At 39.2% G+C, this 15,728-nt stretch carries 9 protein-coding genes; 1 reads left to right on the top strand and 8 read right to left on the bottom strand.

Annotated elements, in window-relative coordinates; all coding sequences use genetic code 11:
- Positions 1-421: 421 nt before the first annotated feature.
- The 8 genes from ACM0OW_RS11175 to cobA form a co-directional block, all read right to left on the bottom strand.
- The gene (locus ACM0OW_RS11175) at positions 422-4,048 is read right to left on the bottom strand and encodes a response regulator (protein WP_414550133.1); all 3,627 of its coding nucleotides are present in this window, start codon (positions 4,046-4,048) and stop codon (positions 422-424) included.
- A 148-nt stretch (positions 4,049-4,196) separates the two neighbouring features.
- Complete coding sequence (locus tag ACM0OW_RS11170) at positions 4,197-7,502, bottom strand: GAF domain-containing protein (RefSeq protein ID WP_414550132.1); 3,306 nt, start codon at positions 7,500-7,502, stop codon at positions 4,197-4,199.
- Between the two features lie 48 nt (positions 7,503-7,550).
- Positions 7,551-8,024: a chemotaxis protein CheW gene (locus ACM0OW_RS11165; protein ID WP_414550131.1), complete on the bottom strand. Its 474-nt coding sequence runs from the start codon at positions 8,022-8,024 to the stop codon at positions 7,551-7,553.
- A gap of 141 nt (positions 8,025-8,165) precedes the next feature.
- Entirely contained in the window at positions 8,166-8,528 is a 363-nt protein-coding gene (locus ACM0OW_RS11160; protein WP_414550130.1) for a response regulator transcription factor, read from the bottom strand.
- Between the two features lie 334 nt (positions 8,529-8,862).
- Positions 8,863-10,074 (bottom strand): response regulator, encoded by a 1,212-nt coding sequence (locus ACM0OW_RS11155; RefSeq protein ID WP_414550129.1) that lies wholly within the window; start codon positions 10,072-10,074, stop codon positions 8,863-8,865.
- Positions 10,075-10,792: 718 nt separating this feature from the next.
- The gene (locus ACM0OW_RS11150; protein ID WP_414550128.1) at positions 10,793-11,305 is read right to left on the bottom strand and encodes a universal stress protein; all 513 of its coding nucleotides are present in this window, start codon (positions 11,303-11,305) and stop codon (positions 10,793-10,795) included.
- A gap of 56 nt (positions 11,306-11,361) precedes the next feature.
- Complete coding sequence (gene coaE / locus ACM0OW_RS11145; RefSeq protein ID WP_414550127.1) at positions 11,362-11,949, bottom strand: dephospho-CoA kinase; 588 nt, start codon at positions 11,947-11,949, stop codon at positions 11,362-11,364.
- Complete coding sequence (cobA, locus tag ACM0OW_RS11140) at positions 11,942-13,531, bottom strand: uroporphyrinogen-III C-methyltransferase (protein WP_414550126.1); 1,590 nt, start codon at positions 13,529-13,531, stop codon at positions 11,942-11,944. Before cobA ends, coaE begins: the two co-directional genes overlap by 8 nt.
- Positions 13,532-13,944: 413 nt before the next feature.
- Here cobA and ACM0OW_RS11135 point away from each other — a divergent pair, with 413 nt between their 5' ends.
- Positions 13,945-15,663 (top strand): diflavin flavoprotein, encoded by a 1,719-nt coding sequence (locus tag ACM0OW_RS11135; RefSeq protein ID WP_414550125.1) that lies wholly within the window; start codon positions 13,945-13,947, stop codon positions 15,661-15,663.
- Positions 15,664-15,728: the final 65 nt, after the last annotated feature.

Below are 15,728 nucleotides of genomic sequence, written 5' to 3'. Positions count from 1 at the left end.
TTACTTTTCGTTACATAGTTACGTTTATTTGTGCCTACCTACTTAATTTATGAAAGAAATTAAGTACTGTATTGGACTGGCAAGCTTAAAATGTTGCAAAAAATTGTAGGTTGGGTTTAGTTACGTCAACCCAAAGCCTCTCTCCTTGCAGGGGCTACTGTGTACACAAAAATGATTAAATTACCCCAAATTTCTTTTTGTAGGGTGTGTTGTCGCGTAGCGCAACGCACCATCTTAGATTCTCGGTGCGTTAGGACTAAAGTCCATAACGCACCCTACCAAATGAAAGGTTTTTGGACTTGTGTGTACACCGTAGCCTTGCAGGGGAGAGGAATGGAAACGGGTTTTCCAGATCCCGTGACAAGTCAGAATTGAAATAACTTGGTTTATAGGACGTGTTTGCTCGCATCTCAGTACTTTCCTATACCATTAACAAAGAAGCCAAATCTTCCTCTTCTTGATTAATCAAATCATTGATAATCAAGAGAAATTCATGCTCTAAATAAGGCTTAGTCAAGTAAGCATTTGCGCCGAGTTCTTGGGCAAGCTGACGATGTTTTTCGGCACTGCGGGAAGTGAGTATTATTATGGGTAGATTGGCGAAATTTGGGTTTTGACGGAGATTGCTTAACAACTCAAAACCATTCATGCGTGGCATTTCTAAGTCGGAGACAATCACCTGAATTTCTGAATGGCGTTGCAACTGTTCTAAAGCTTCTACACCATTTTGTGCCTGTATGACTTGATATCCAGATTTTTGCAACGTCAGAGACAGGGTTTGCCTCAGACTAATGGCATCATCTACAACTAAAATCACTTTTGGAGCTTTGCGACTTGGTTCTAGAGAACGCCTGGGTTGTTCTTCTATAGTATTTGTGGGTGCAGAACCAGCCAATAAAGGCATATCTGAGACATTATACCCTGACATTGCTAAGGCTTTTTGCTCAGAATTATGAGCTGCTGGCAGTGCGGCAATATTCAGCTTAATTGGGCTTTCTTTCGACTCTAGCAGCAGTGTACCATCAATTACTAAGATGAGGTTGCCATTGGCTAAACTACTACAACCATAAACATATTTTGGGGGAGCGATCGCATTTCCTAAAGGTCTAATTACTAATTCTTGTTCACCAATTATTTGGTCAACTTCTAAAGCAAAAACACCTTGATTTCGCCGCAGTAGTAGTACCGGGTTTTTCATGACTCCGGCTTCATGGTTGAGTGATATATTATCGAGTAAATTAGCACTATTAAACAATGAACCTTGGTAGTCAAGTAAGTCAGAAAATTTATGCAGGTTAACTATAGTTTCATTGCCATCTGTATTCCAATGTAAAACTCTTTTACCTTCAAATTCCCTGATTTGCTGATTAGCAGGAATCAATATTTTTTCGATGCTTTCCAATAGTAGGGCATATACAACCCCTCCCGCTTGGACTAACATTAATGTGTCAGTGGTCATAGACAAAGGTATTTTAAGGGTAAAAGTTGTACCTTGATTAGGCAAAGATTGAACTGAAATGGAGCCATTGAGCGCTTGTAACTGAGAACGCACAATATCTAACCCCATACCACGTCCAGAGATTTCATTTACCTGATCAGCTGTGGACAATCCAGGGAAAAACATCAAATCTAGCAATTCCGATTGTTCAGCTTGAGAAAAATAGCTTCTAGCGTCATCATCAGGAATAAATTCTAGTTCAATAGCTTTCTTGCGAATCCGCTCAAAATTTAATCCCTGTCCATCATCCCGGACTTCAATCACAGTTTGACTACCCTGATGATAGGCGCAAATTTCAATCAATCCTTGTTCTTGTTTCCCACGTTCTTTCCGCATCTGTGGAGATTCAATCCCGTGATCGAAAGCGTTACGGACTAAGTGTAATAAGGGTTCATAAAGCTTTTCTGCAATCGCTTTATCAACTAGCACTCCCGTTCCTGTGAGTTTCAATTCTACAAGTTTGTGATAGACACTTGCCAGTTTTGTCACCAACTGGGGTAAGCGATTGAGGACATTCCCTAGAGGTGATAAACGCGCCTCCACCAAATTATCTATGATACTAAAAGCCAAATTCTGCTTTTTGTCGCTAACTTGAGTAGCTTGTTTGAGGAGTAATTCTAAGGATTCTGTAGTTTCTTGTAATTGCAGAGTTTCTTCCATCGCTTCATGCAACGATAAATGAAATTCTGTATATACATCCATTTCTAAAGAATCGAAGTTGACAGATGAAAATTTTTGTGTAGATTGGGAGTTGAAATTTTGTATCTGTATAGGCAAATCTCTTAATTTACTTAAACTTGCTTGGTGTTTGCTAAATCGTTGCAATAATTGTTCTAATATTTCTTGAATTTTTTCATCATATAATGTCCGGCGTTTTTGATTAATCAATAATTCCCCAGCTAGATAATTCAAGTGTTGCAGCTTGTCTACATCTACACGAATGAATGTAGGTTTGCGATAATTTTTACTTTCTGGCGGCTGGAATTTATCTTGTATTTGTTCGTTGTTTTGGATGCTTGTATCAGCAATACCTTCAATATCTGTTTCGAGAATATCTGCAACTACAATATCACTAATAGCTAATGATTCATCGACTTTCTCCTCAGTGATACTTTGATCAGCTTCTCCTCCCCATATTGACTCTACTAAATTGTCATTGATAGGTAATTCTTCAGCCATTGATGTTTCTTGAAAAACTAGCAAATGTCTTAATTTGGGACTATCAAGCCAATTTCTTTCTTGTGCATTAACAGGGGGATAATTTTTATATTCTTTTGCTAATGTACGGATTTTATTTTGTAATATTTGAACTAACAGAGTATAGTTTTCAGATTTATCAGATATATATTCAAATTTAGCAACGGCTAGCAGAATGATTAAAATTATTCCGTGGCGATAAAGGCAAAGACTATGGCTATCTTCTTCACCTTGGACAAAATACAAAAAATCATTCAACCAATTAGTAATATAATTTGTTTGGTCATCTTTCTCTAATTTAGGAATCAACAAAGACAACTCAAGTTCTTCTTTTGGTATTCCCATCTGGTGATTAAACCAGCCAAAAATATAGTAAATTACTTTCAAATATAACTTAGCAGTTGTTGGTTTTATCTGTTCATTTTTAGTATTACCAGATGCCGTTAAAAATTTATAAAATTCTTCGGCATTGATGAGAAAATTACCAGTAGATCCAGATAACTCTTGATTTACTTCATCTACTTGATTTACTTCATCTACTTGATTTACTTGATTTACTTCATTTATTACAGTTGTAAATTTTTGCCACTCTGGGGAAGGTGTACCACCAGAAGTGCGATCGCCTGCTAGGACATCTGTTTGTGCCTGCTGTAAGTCTGCTAAAGCTAGTTCTGCAATCTGATATACTTTTTTGGGGTTTGCTTGCAATGCTGTGATCATTGTTTGGCAAAGTTTTTGCAGCCCAGGTAAATTTAATGATTCTGCCAACCCTAAAAACACTTCAGCCTGAGAAACTAAAAAACTTTGAAATTCTTCATCATCAGGTGGATTAATAATAGCTTCAGTTATACTTTGTAAACGCTGCTTTACACCAGTTTCAAAGATGGACTGCACAATATCAAAACCTAATTCTTCCGAAGTAGGAATATGAGTTTCAGCACCAAAAGCATCACCGAGTTTTTCTTGCAATTGAGCAAAAACTAAAGCGGCTCTTTGCAATAGTTCTTCATTATTGACAGTACTATCTGTCAGTTCTGTATTTAGGGCGAGACTGAGGCATTCGTAAGCTTGGAATAAAAGCGTTTGTAGTTCAGTATCAATGACCACATCTGGACTATAAAGAGCTTTAAACACATCTTCTAACGAATGAGAGATCATCTTAATTATCTCTAACCCAACGTTAGCCGATCCGCCTTTCAGGGTATGGGTTGCCCGCATTAACTTATGAACTTTAGCAATACTAAATTCTTCTGTTAAGGCAAACAGTTCTTGCTCAATTATTTGCAATAAATCTGGTGCTTCTGCCAGAAAATATATATAGCCTTGTTCGCGAATTTCAGCGTCTGTAATCATAATTTTATCCTGGGGATTGGTTACTAGGAAGAAGTAGAGGGGAGGGTGTGAGGTGCAGGGGGAGAAGAGCAAAGGTTATTAAGCAATTGGCAGTGTAAAGTAATTTTGAACTCCCCCCCATCCCCTGCATCTTCTCCCTACTCCCTAATTAGTTGACTTTAAACTTACTAGCAGTTGCTAATAATCCTTGTGCCATTCCTGATAAATCTTGTAAAACAGCAGCAATTTCTTGAGATTCGGTAAAAGTCTGGTTGGCAATTGCGGCTACATCTTTCATTGATGCCGTTACCGTTACAGATTGTCCCATTTGTTTTTGGGTGGCTGCGGTAATTTGCTCAATTAGCTGACTGATGTCAGCAGTTGCAGAAACAATTTCATTCAAGTTTTGGCGGGTTTCACTAACAAAGTTTGTACCCTCTACTACCTGCTGAATCCCTGTTTCCATCGCTACTGCTACTTCTCCAGTTTCCGATTGAATTTCCTGGACTAATTTCTCAATTTCAATTGTTGCTGCGGCTGACTGGCGAGACAAGGAACGAACTTCATCGGCTACAACTGCAAAGCCTTTACCGTATTCACCTGCACGAGTGGCTTCAATAGCAGCATTCAACGCCAGTACGTTTGTCTGTGTGGCGAAATTGCTGATTAAGTTGACCACTCTGGAGATTTTTTGCGAAGATTCGGTGAGGCGTTTAATTTTTTTACTAGTTTGGGCGACGGTTTCACGAATCGCTTGGATGGCTTGAACAGTTTGGTTCATTGCTGCATCACCAGACTCTACAGTTTGGTTAGCTTTTTGTACCGCCACTTGCACTAAATCAGCGTTAGCTACCACAGCTTGGGTAGAATCTACCATCTGTTGAATGTCGTTGAGGGCTGTGGTAATTTCTTGAGATTGTTGTTTTGCTAAATTTGTCAGTCCCGCTAGTGAAGCATCACTAGTACTGGAAGTTTGGGCTACTTTTTGAGAAGTGCTTTGTACTTGGATAACGATTTGCCGCAGTGCTTGTAAAGTGTTGTTATAGGCATCCGCAATTGTACCTAGCTCATCTTCGGTAATTGGGGCGCGGACTGTTAAATCTCCATCCAAGGCTGGTCTGAGGGCTGTTAGCAGTTGAATTGAGCGTTGTTGCAGTAATTCTTTCGCAGCTTTTTCTCGTCCTGCGGCTTCGGATAGTTTGGCTGATTGTGCTTGTAGTTGTTGTAAGAATTCTGTTTGTTGCAAAGCTAGTCCTAATTGATCCCCAATCCGTGCTAACAGGTTAGTCTCCGATTCTTGCCACTCGCGGGTGCTAGAGTTTTGATAAACTGCTAGTAATCCCCAAAGTTTTTCACCAAATAGGATGGGGACAATCGCATAGGCTTTGGCTTCAAAACCTTCTAATATTTCAATGTAGCAAGTATCAAAGCTGGCTTGATAAATGTCACTGACTATTAATTTGCTACCCTTCTTATAATCACCGCCTTTAAGTGCTTGTAAGCATGGATCATCGAAGGCGGTTTTATGTTCAGGCGTGACTAGTTTTATCCAACCTGTGGCTACTGATTCGGAGATAAAATGACCACCCCAATCAGATGTGAATTTATAGACAGCACAGCGATCGCATTTGAAGAGTTGACGGATATCCTGAGTAGTAGATTTAAAAATTTCATCTATCCCTGATGTTAAGGATTGACGAATTTGGTTAACTATCTTAGAAAATGCTTTTTCTTGTTCAACACTTTGGGCAATTTTCGCTGATTGTTGACGCAGTTTGTCTAAATAATCTATTTGGGATTTGGCGAGGCTAAATTGTAAGCCGATTTGAGTTAAAAAGTTAAGTTCCCAGGGTTGCCATTCACGAGAGCCAGAGTTTTGATAAGCTGCCAGTAAGCCCCATAATTGATCACCAAAGAATATTGGGACGATCATATAAGCTTTGGCTTCTAACTGCTCCAATATTTCAATGTGGCAAGGAGCATGACCTATTGTATAAATATCGTTAACAACAAAACTTTCACTTTTAGCGTAACGACCTCCCTGAGTTTCTTGTAAGTAGGTATCATCCAAAACCATTTTGTAATCAGCCCCTACCAGTTTGATCCAATTATTGCCGACTGACTCAGCGATAAATTGACCACCCCAATCAGGGTTAAAGCGATAAACGGCGACGCGATCGCATCGCAATGATTGACGAACTTCTTGTGTAGTTGTTTTAAAGAAACTCTCTACATCTAAAGCTTGTCGAATCCGGTTAATTGTCTTTGTTAACGCCTTTTCTTGGTCAACAATTTGCACTAATTGCTCAGACTTTAGCTGCACTTGTTCTAGATATTCACCTTGGGAAATAGCTACACCAAATTGCAAGCCAATTTGAGTCAAGAAGTTAACTTGCCAAGATTGCCATTCACGAGGCCCTGTATTTTGATAAGCTGCCAATAAACCCCACAATTGTTCCCCAGAAAAAATAGGAACAATCATATAGGCTTTCATATCAAATTGTTCTAAAATATCAATGTGGCATTGAGCATGACCCATTTGATAGATGTCATTCACAGCAAAGCTTTCACCCTTGGCATAACGTCCGCCTTTGGTTTCTTGCAGGTGTGAATCTTCCCAGACCATTTTAAAGTCTGGTGTCACCATTTTGATCCAACCTTCAGCCACCGACTCAGCGACAAACTTACCACTCCAATCAGGTTCAAAGCGGTAAACACCGACGCGATCGCATCGTAATAATTGGCGAATTTCTTGAGTAGTTGTTTGAAAAATTTTATCGAGGCTTGATACCTGCAAAATTTTATCAATGACTTTAGCTACTGATTTCTTTGCTAATATCTGCTGTTGTGATTCTTTTTGGTATTCAAAGCTTTGTAATCTGTATGTAAGTTCTGTGGAAATTTGAGATAGTAGAGTAGTTTCACTCTCTTGCCATTGACGCATGGAAGCACAATTATTGATGGCTAATAAACCCCAGACTTTACCCCCAACTATAATCGGTAAACTCAAACTAGATTTGATTTGAAATTTTTCTAGTAGTTGCTTTTGATAAGGAGTCAGTTGTCCCTGGTCAATATCATTAATTGCGACAGCTTCTAAATAGTCGGTACTGGTATATAAACCAAACAGAATACCTGGAAGATTTTCATTTAGAGTTGGTGTCCAACCTCTGCTGCGAGATTCTGATAAAACCGTACCAGCCTCAAGAGAAGTAAAGCGATAAATCAACACGCGATCGCCACCGATTTTCGCTCTCACTTGTGCCACAGTAACTTGAAGTAACGTATCTATATCTGAGGCTTGGCGCATCCGAGTTGTAATTTCTTGGAATTGTCGCCGCCAAGTTTTAAATTCCTGGGAAACAGCACTTACTTCAGATTTAGTCTCACTCTTGCCAACATTTTGGTGTTCTAACTCTTCTAATTCAGAAGTTGTAGGTTCATTTTCTCGACTGTTATGATATGCGACTGTCATTGTAAAAAACCTCAAAGATTGTTAATAGTAGTCAACCGGAAAATAAAATTAATTATTAATAGCCCAGATGGGAGATTGAATAATCGCCGTAGCATCCAAACTTAAGACCATCTCCTCAGAACTATTAATAAAATATCCTTTTAAGAAAGGTGACATAGCTGGATAAAATAATTCCGCAGATGGAGTTTTAATTTCATTGGTATCTAGCCATTCAATATCCATGAGAGACCGTACCAATAAACCTAAATATTTACCCTCCCTTTCCAGGACAACGGCCATCATATTTGAGAGAAAATTTGCTCCTTGCAGAACTGGTGGATAACCCAGCATTTCCTCTAAATCAACTAACCAAAGCATCTCACCACGCCAGTTATAGATGCCCAAAACACAACTTGGCATTTGGGGAACACCACATATATCGGCGAGGGAAACTTGAAACACTTCCGTAATCTCCTGCAAAGAAATTACAGCTGTGTCTCTTGCGCCCAAGTTCAAACTTAAAAATTTTTGCTTGTTATCCAAAGTTGTTTGTCCTTTGATATACATAATTAATCTAAGTTAGACAATTTTAAATTTTGGATTGTTCTCACAGATAGATTTGGGGTTTTTACCATTAATCAACTATGAGTAAGTTCATACAAGATTGTGCTAAATACTCCAGTGTCACTTAATTAATTTTTTGAGGGTAATTGCTAATTCCTCTGGATTTATCGGTTTAGCAAGATAAGCTTCAGCACCCAGCATATTTCCCCAAATTTTATCTACATCACTATTTTTAGTTGAGCAAAAAACAATGGGGATTTTGCTAGTGTCTGGGTTATTTTTTAATTCTCTGCAAATTTCAAATCCGCTTTTTCCTGGGAGAATTACATCCAGAAAGATTAAATCTGGCTTATTGTTATCTATTTTGTTTTGAACTTCTTCACTACTTGTAGCACTGACTACATAGTAACCTGCTTGCTGCAAATAACGGCTGATAATTTCCATATCAGTCACACCATCTTCAACTACTAAAACAGTATTCATGGCAATTACCTATAAATTCCTTCTCTGAACGAAAACACAAAACTCAACTCTGTGTCTAGATTAGACAAATACGAAGTGGGAATCTCTTTAATTTTGATGGATATTTTCTATATTGGGATCAGAGAAACTACTATGATTGGCAAAAATTTACATTTAATATTTTGAATTTGCAAAAAACAGTATTTATTAATTCGATTAACAATCAGGGCTTATTTTTGATAATCCCCAGATGTTAAAAATATTGATTGGGTAGAATGTATCCTGGTTCACTGAGAAAGTTTAATTATTAAACTTTGAAAATTCATCTCTAGAGAAAATAGTCATCTTTAAGGTTTTAGTGACAAACCTTTAAATGAGATTGATCTAGTCTCCTTTTGAGTTGAGGTTGAGTCTTTACAGGTAGATACTTTCGTACTACACTCATGACTTTATCTGATACTACGGGTTTAGTCATAAAATCGGTAGCACCGACCACCTTAGCCCGGACTCGATCCAAAAGACCATCATTTCCCGTTAAAATAATTACAGGTGTGTTACTGAAAGCTGAAATTCGGCGCAGCTGAGTACAAATTTCATAACCATTAGCAACGGGCATAATTAAATCTAAAAAAATCAGGTCTGGCTTATCTTGAATCAGGGTTGGTAAAGCTTGTATAGCATCTTGAATCTTGATAAATCTCAGTCCATTGGCGACGATAATTTCCTCAAGCATATTACAAATCAGAGGACTATCATCTACGCAAGCTACTAATGGCGCATTTGACGTGTTAACTTGGCTGGAAGCCGGACTTTTTTGGACTGCTGTCACTAACAAAGGTAAATCAGGGACTTCTACCAGTTCAATTATCCCTTTGAGAATATAAGGAAGCAATGAACGAGTGACAGGGACAATACTCTGCTTCATTTTTGCGGCTAAATCTCGCAGAGTGTATTGGCCATTGATCAAATTTACAAAGTTTTTGTAGACAGATTCGCTTACCTGCTGCTGGAGTTGTTCTGGTTTTCGCAGAACTGGTGCTAAGTCGGGAGAAAAATTAGCTAAACCAGCTTCTGACCAAATTTTCCACGAATCTTGCATTTGTTTCATAGATACATTTGCACTAGTGAAACTCATTGGTGTTTCTAGAATAACCTCCTGGCTGCGATCGCAACTTGCAGAAACAAAATTTGTTTGTTGAGCTAAATCAAACAACAGTTCTGCGATTGTGTTTTCTACAAAAGCGTGAATTTGGTCTCGTTGAATTTTCTGTCTTTTATACAGTATTTCCAGGATGCGATAATCCCAGTGATTAGTTTCTAAGTCTTCTCCACGTAAATTTAACTTATCTATATCAACCTGGGGGCAGTATTGAGCCATATTTCGCCGCCAGCGTCGGAAAGGATGACTTCCGCCGGCCGCCCAAACTATCCGTCCTAGACGATAGAAAAAAGTCCATTGGTGTCCCTTAGTACTCTTAACTTTTAAATATCCATTGTATTGAAGTTGAGTACAAGTTTTAAATTCATGAAGTATGTTATTCGATATCATCAGTTCTGGGTGGGTCATATTTTTTTCCTTTAATTAATAACTCAGCCCTTTAAATACCCAAACTAGTTATATAGCTGTTGCTAAGTATCTCAATGATTACAAATAGCTGCCCATTTGTTTGTCATGTAGTAATTGATAGCGATCCCGAATGTAAGATTGGCAAGACTAACGACATTAGCAAATCTACAAATATTAATCTAGTAGAGGCGTTATCTAATACATCATTCTCTACTAGTTTGCTCTATGCTCCCATTAATTTATATGTATTCATTTATTAGTTTAAACACTTTCAGACTTAAGTGTATCCGTATAAACACTAATTTTATGTTAAATATATCTAGAAGTATAAATACTTTTATCTGTGTTTATCTAGATATTTAGCAGGTTGTGAGATTCCGGATATTTTTTACAATTATTAATATGTATATTTGGGAAGTATAATTTATGAAGCAAATAGCTTGTTGGCAGTAATAGTAAAAAACCTGACAAAAAATTTAGGCTTGGTGAATCATTTTTTGTCTAATGGATATAGACCAAGCTAAAGGCGTAGGGATAGATTCATGAATTTTACCCAAAAAGATTAACCTAAGATGCAGATTTAATTTGGTTTCAGATAATTATCCATTTGTGAGATATGCCTAAAATTTACACAAGGTTGGGCATCTTGCCATAAGTGCCAAGATTTATAAAATTAAAATGTGTACTTCATTTACTAAAAAACTGTTGTATGCAGCACCTACAGACTAGGAGGAATTTCTGTGTTAGGAGGAATACGCCCTTGTACTGTTAAAATCGAGCAAGGGGCATGATGTAATATATAGTTGCTGACACTACCCAGCAAAAACTCACTGATTCCAGTCCGACCTCGACGACCAACTATAATTAAGTCGGCTGGCCAATTACGCGCAACTTCACAAATCATTTTGCCAGCATCACCGAGATTTTGGGTAAACCCAGTTTTTACACCTGCATGAATTGCTGTATCACTAAGCGATCGCAACCAATCTAGTCTTTCTTTTTTCAGTGTTTCCCACTCCTGTATATAAGTATCCATAGGTGTAGTTTGCACAGATGGATAAATCAAATCTGGTTGTGTAAATACAGGGCTGATATAGGGGTCTTCTAATGGAGATAGTGTGTGTAGTAACATCATTTCAGCTTCAGCCGCTTTTGCCAAAAATACGCCTTGTTCAAACACATATTGAGTCATTTCTGACTTGTCTACAGCAACCAAAATTTTGTTATACATACTTAACATTCCTTTATATTTGGCTAGATTAAATTAACGCATCCTATATGTTTATTCTAGTTGGTTGACAAAGCAATATCTATCTGTTTGAGCAGGGACTCTGGGGTAGAAGAGTTATCAAGTACAATAGTTGCACGGGCGGCTTTTTCTGACAGAGATAACTGGCTATTGATGCGAGATTGGGCTTGTTCTGGCGTTAAATGATTTCGCTGCACTAATCTTTGCAGTTGTTGTAAATCAGAGCAGCTGACAACCCAGATTTCTGTAACTAAATTAGTCATCTGAGCTTCAAACAGCAGAGGGATAACTAATAAAAGTGTTTCTGATGATGATTGAGCGATCACTTGTTCAAAACGAGCAACGACATAAGGATGAATCAAACTTTCTACCCAATGGCGTTCATCTGGTTGTGAAAAGATAATTGCACCTAATTTTTCTCGATTGAGGCTACCATCTGGGAGTAAAATTTCTTCGCCATAACGGTGAGCGATCGCACTCAGAATTGGCGAACCCACAGCCACTGCATCCCTAGCATAGATATCTGCATCGAAAATTGGCAGATTGTAAGCACTAGCCAAATAATTGGCGACAGTGGTTTTACCTGTAGCAATACCCCCAGTTAAGCCGATAATGCGTTTATTCATTAACTTCCGAATTTTCCACCCATGTGATCAGTGCGTGAGTTAAGCCATCGAGAGTATATTCCTCAGCTTCAATATTCACGCGCCCGAATAAACTATGGCAAGTTTTCGAGGTTTGGGGACCAATAGAAGCAATACAAATTTTCGCTAAAGCATCAGTTATATCAGAGTTGCAATCAAATATATTTTCTATGAGTTGACAGAAAAATTTTACAGTTTTAGAACTAGCAAAAGTAATTATATCGACAGTGCGATTTTGTAGAGCAAACTTTGCAGATTCTGGTATATTACTAGGACAACGAGATTGATATGCAGCCACTTCTACCACCTCTGCACCTTGAGTCGTTAATTCTTTCACTAAAACTTCTCGTCCACCGCTTTCCACTCTGGGAAATAACACCTTTTTACCCTGTAGTGCTGCGGGGAAATTGGCTACTAAAGAATCAGCGACAAAATTAGGAGGAATGTAATCAGCATAAAGACGGTATTGGCTGAGACTTTGGGCGGTTTTTTCACCAACTACGGCAATTTTAACTCCAGCTAAAGCCCGAATATCTTTGCCTTGGGCGATTAATCTCTCAAAAAAGTAGTCTACACCATTGGTAGAAGTGAGAATTAACCAATGAAAATCAGCTAAATGCGCGATCGCTTGATCCAAAGCATCCCAACTCGAAGGCGGGACAATTTCTAAAGTTGGCATTTCAATCACAGTCGCACCAGATGCGGTGAGGCGATCGCTAAATTGGCTCGATTGTCCAGAAGAACGTGTTACCAGGATAGTTTTCCCTGTGAGGGGGAGAGATGCAGAAAATTTGTTTAGCATTGTTTGGGCGTGAGAAACTTGATCTAAAGATATTTTCTCAGGTTGTAAGTAATTGCATAGTCTCACGACTTCGCCAATCACAATTACCACTGGGGAGAGAGAAACGCCGCTAGTTTGTTCGAGAATATTATCCAGTTCGGCTGTCCAAATTTGTTGCTGAGGAGTTCCCGCCCAACGGATAATCGCAATGGCTGTAGAAGGCGATCGCCCGTGCCTAACTAATTGGTGTATAATTTCAGGCAGATTTCGCCCACCCATCAATATCACTAAAGTTTCCAACCGAGATAACGCATCCCAATCTAAAACATCTGGTTCATGGGCTGTTAACACAGCAAAACAACGACTCAGCACCGGATCTGTCAAAGGAATCCCAGCCATTAATGGAGCCGCAAGAGCCGAAGAAATACCCGGTACAACTTCAAACTCACAATCATTACCTTGCAAAGCTTGAATTTCCGCAGTACAGCGCCCAAAAATAAACGGATCACCTGATTTTAGTCGCACCACTTGTTTTCCTTCTAAGCAGTGCTGCACAAGTAACTGATTAATTTCCGCTTGTGGCGTACTAGGTTTACCACCACGTTTACCAACATCTAGCCGCAAACAATCACGTGATACACACTGTAACAATTGCTGATCTACTAGAGCATCATAGATTAACACCTGAGCTTTGGCTAACAGAGTGTAAGCCTTTACTGTCAGATAAGCCACATCTCCGGGGCCAGCACCGACAAGATAAACTTTGCCTTTTACTTCATTCATAAGTGAAAGAACCCCACCCCCAACCCCCTCCCCGCAAGCGAGGAGGGGGCTATGAAATATTTTATATGATTGGTAATCATACTACAAAATGTTTTAATCAAGACTCTGCGTAACTTTGCGTGTACTCAGCGACCTTTGCGTTAAAAACTCCATTCTATGTTTTTCATTACGAAATGCTTGTCAGAGAAACAATATATATATGATGAAATTAAATCAATAAAAAACAATAATTAAAAAGCAATACCTGGGAATTAATAGTATATTCTTTGAGTTATAAAAACCACAAAAAAAACGCAATAATTAATACAAGTTTAAATTATCAAAATAGTATCTTCATTACAACTTTACAAATAAATTCCAGCGACAATGGGTGCAGAAAAAGAATACTAAAAATTTGCGCTCGGAGACAAAGAATGGTAACGGTCGCAGAGAACGTACAGCATCGATTAACTATACAGACTGTAGAAATTGCCCCTAACACAACAGCGATTCGCTCTCTTGATTGGGATCGCGATCGCTTCGATATCGAATTCGGACTACAAAACGGTACGACATATAATTCATATCTAATTAGGGGTGAACAGACAATTTTGATCGATACTTCTCACCAGAAGTTTCGGCAACTATATTTAGATACATTGAAAGGTCTTGTTAACCCCAAGACAATTGATTACATAATCGTTAGCCACACAGAACCAGACCATAGCGGCTTGGTTGAAGATGTACTACAATTAGCACCGAGAGCGACTGTATTAGCTTCAAAAATTGCCCTTCAGTTTTTAGAAGGTTTGGTACACGATCCCTTTTCCAAGCGGATTGTAAAAAGTGGCGATCGCATCGACATTGGCAAAGGACACGAAATCGAATTTGTCAGTGCGCCTAACCTCCACTGGCCAGATACAATCTTCAGCTTTGACCGCAAAACCCAAACCCTCTTCACTTGTGATGCTTTTGGGATGCACTTCTGTGACGATCGCACCTTTGATGAAGACTTAGAAGCGATTGAAGCCGACTTTAGATTTTACTATGACTGTCTGATGGGGCCAAATGCGCGTTCTCTGTTGAACGCCATGAAGAGAATGGGCGAGTTGGGCAAAATTAACATGATCGCCAACGGTCACGGTCCCCTACTGTACCATAACTTAGACTTGTTAAAAGAGTGCTACCATAATTGGAGTCAAAAACAAGCCAAAACAGAAACCACCGTCGGCTTGTTTTATGTTTCCGAGTATGGCTATAGCGATCAGCTAGGTTTAGCGATCGCTGAAGGTATCCAAAAAACCGGAGTCGGCATAGAAGTCATTGATATCAGCACAGCCGAACTGCAAGAAATCCAAGAACTAGCAGGTAGAGCCACCGGCGTGATTATCGGAATGCCTCCATCTACTGCTGTTGCAGCTCAAGCTGGGATTAGTTCCTTATTATCCGTCGTTAAAAACAAGCAAATGGTGGGCTTGTTTGAATGTTACGGCGGTGATGATGAACCCATTGATACCCTGCGGCGAAAGTTTATTGACTTGGGTGTAAAAGAAGCCTTCCCAGCTATTCGGATTAAAGAAGCTCCCACCGCCAGTACATTCCAAATGTGCCAAGAAGCGGGTACAGACTTGGGACAGTTGCTGATGCGTGAACGTAACATCAAGCAAATCAAGTCTCTTGATGTCAACTTAGAAAAAGCTTTGGGACGGATTAGCAACGGACTATACATTGTCACCACCAAAAAAGGTGATGTCAGCAGTGCAATGTTAGCCTCCTGGGTAGCACAAGCGAGTTTACAACCGTTAGGATTTACAATCGCTGTCGCCAAAGACCGCGCCATTGATTCGTTGATGCAAGTAGGCGATCGCTTCGTCCTCAATGTCCTCGAAGAAGGCAATTATCAAGAACTGAAAAAGCATTTCCTCAAGCGCTTACACCCCGGTGCTGACAGATTCGCGGGAGTCAAAACCCAAACCGCCAAAAACGGTTCTCCCATCCTCACTGACGCTCTCGCATACATGGAATGTGAAGTCCAAAAAAGCATAGAGTGCAGCGATCACTGGCTTTTATACTGCACCGTTGCAGAAGGTCGTGTTTCTAAATCTGATGCACTGACAGCAGTTCGCCATCGGAAAGTAGGTAACTACTACTAATAAATTCAGTAAACAGTTATCAGTGAACAGTTATCAACCTGCGTAATGTTCACTGGTAACTGATT

The organism is Anabaena sp. CCY 0017, from assembly GCF_963920885.1.
Lineage (GTDB): Bacteria > Cyanobacteriota > Cyanobacteriia > Cyanobacteriales > Nostocaceae > Nodularia.
Note: the sequence above shows the minus strand (reverse complement) of the source record. Positions and strands in the feature narration are given on the sequence as shown.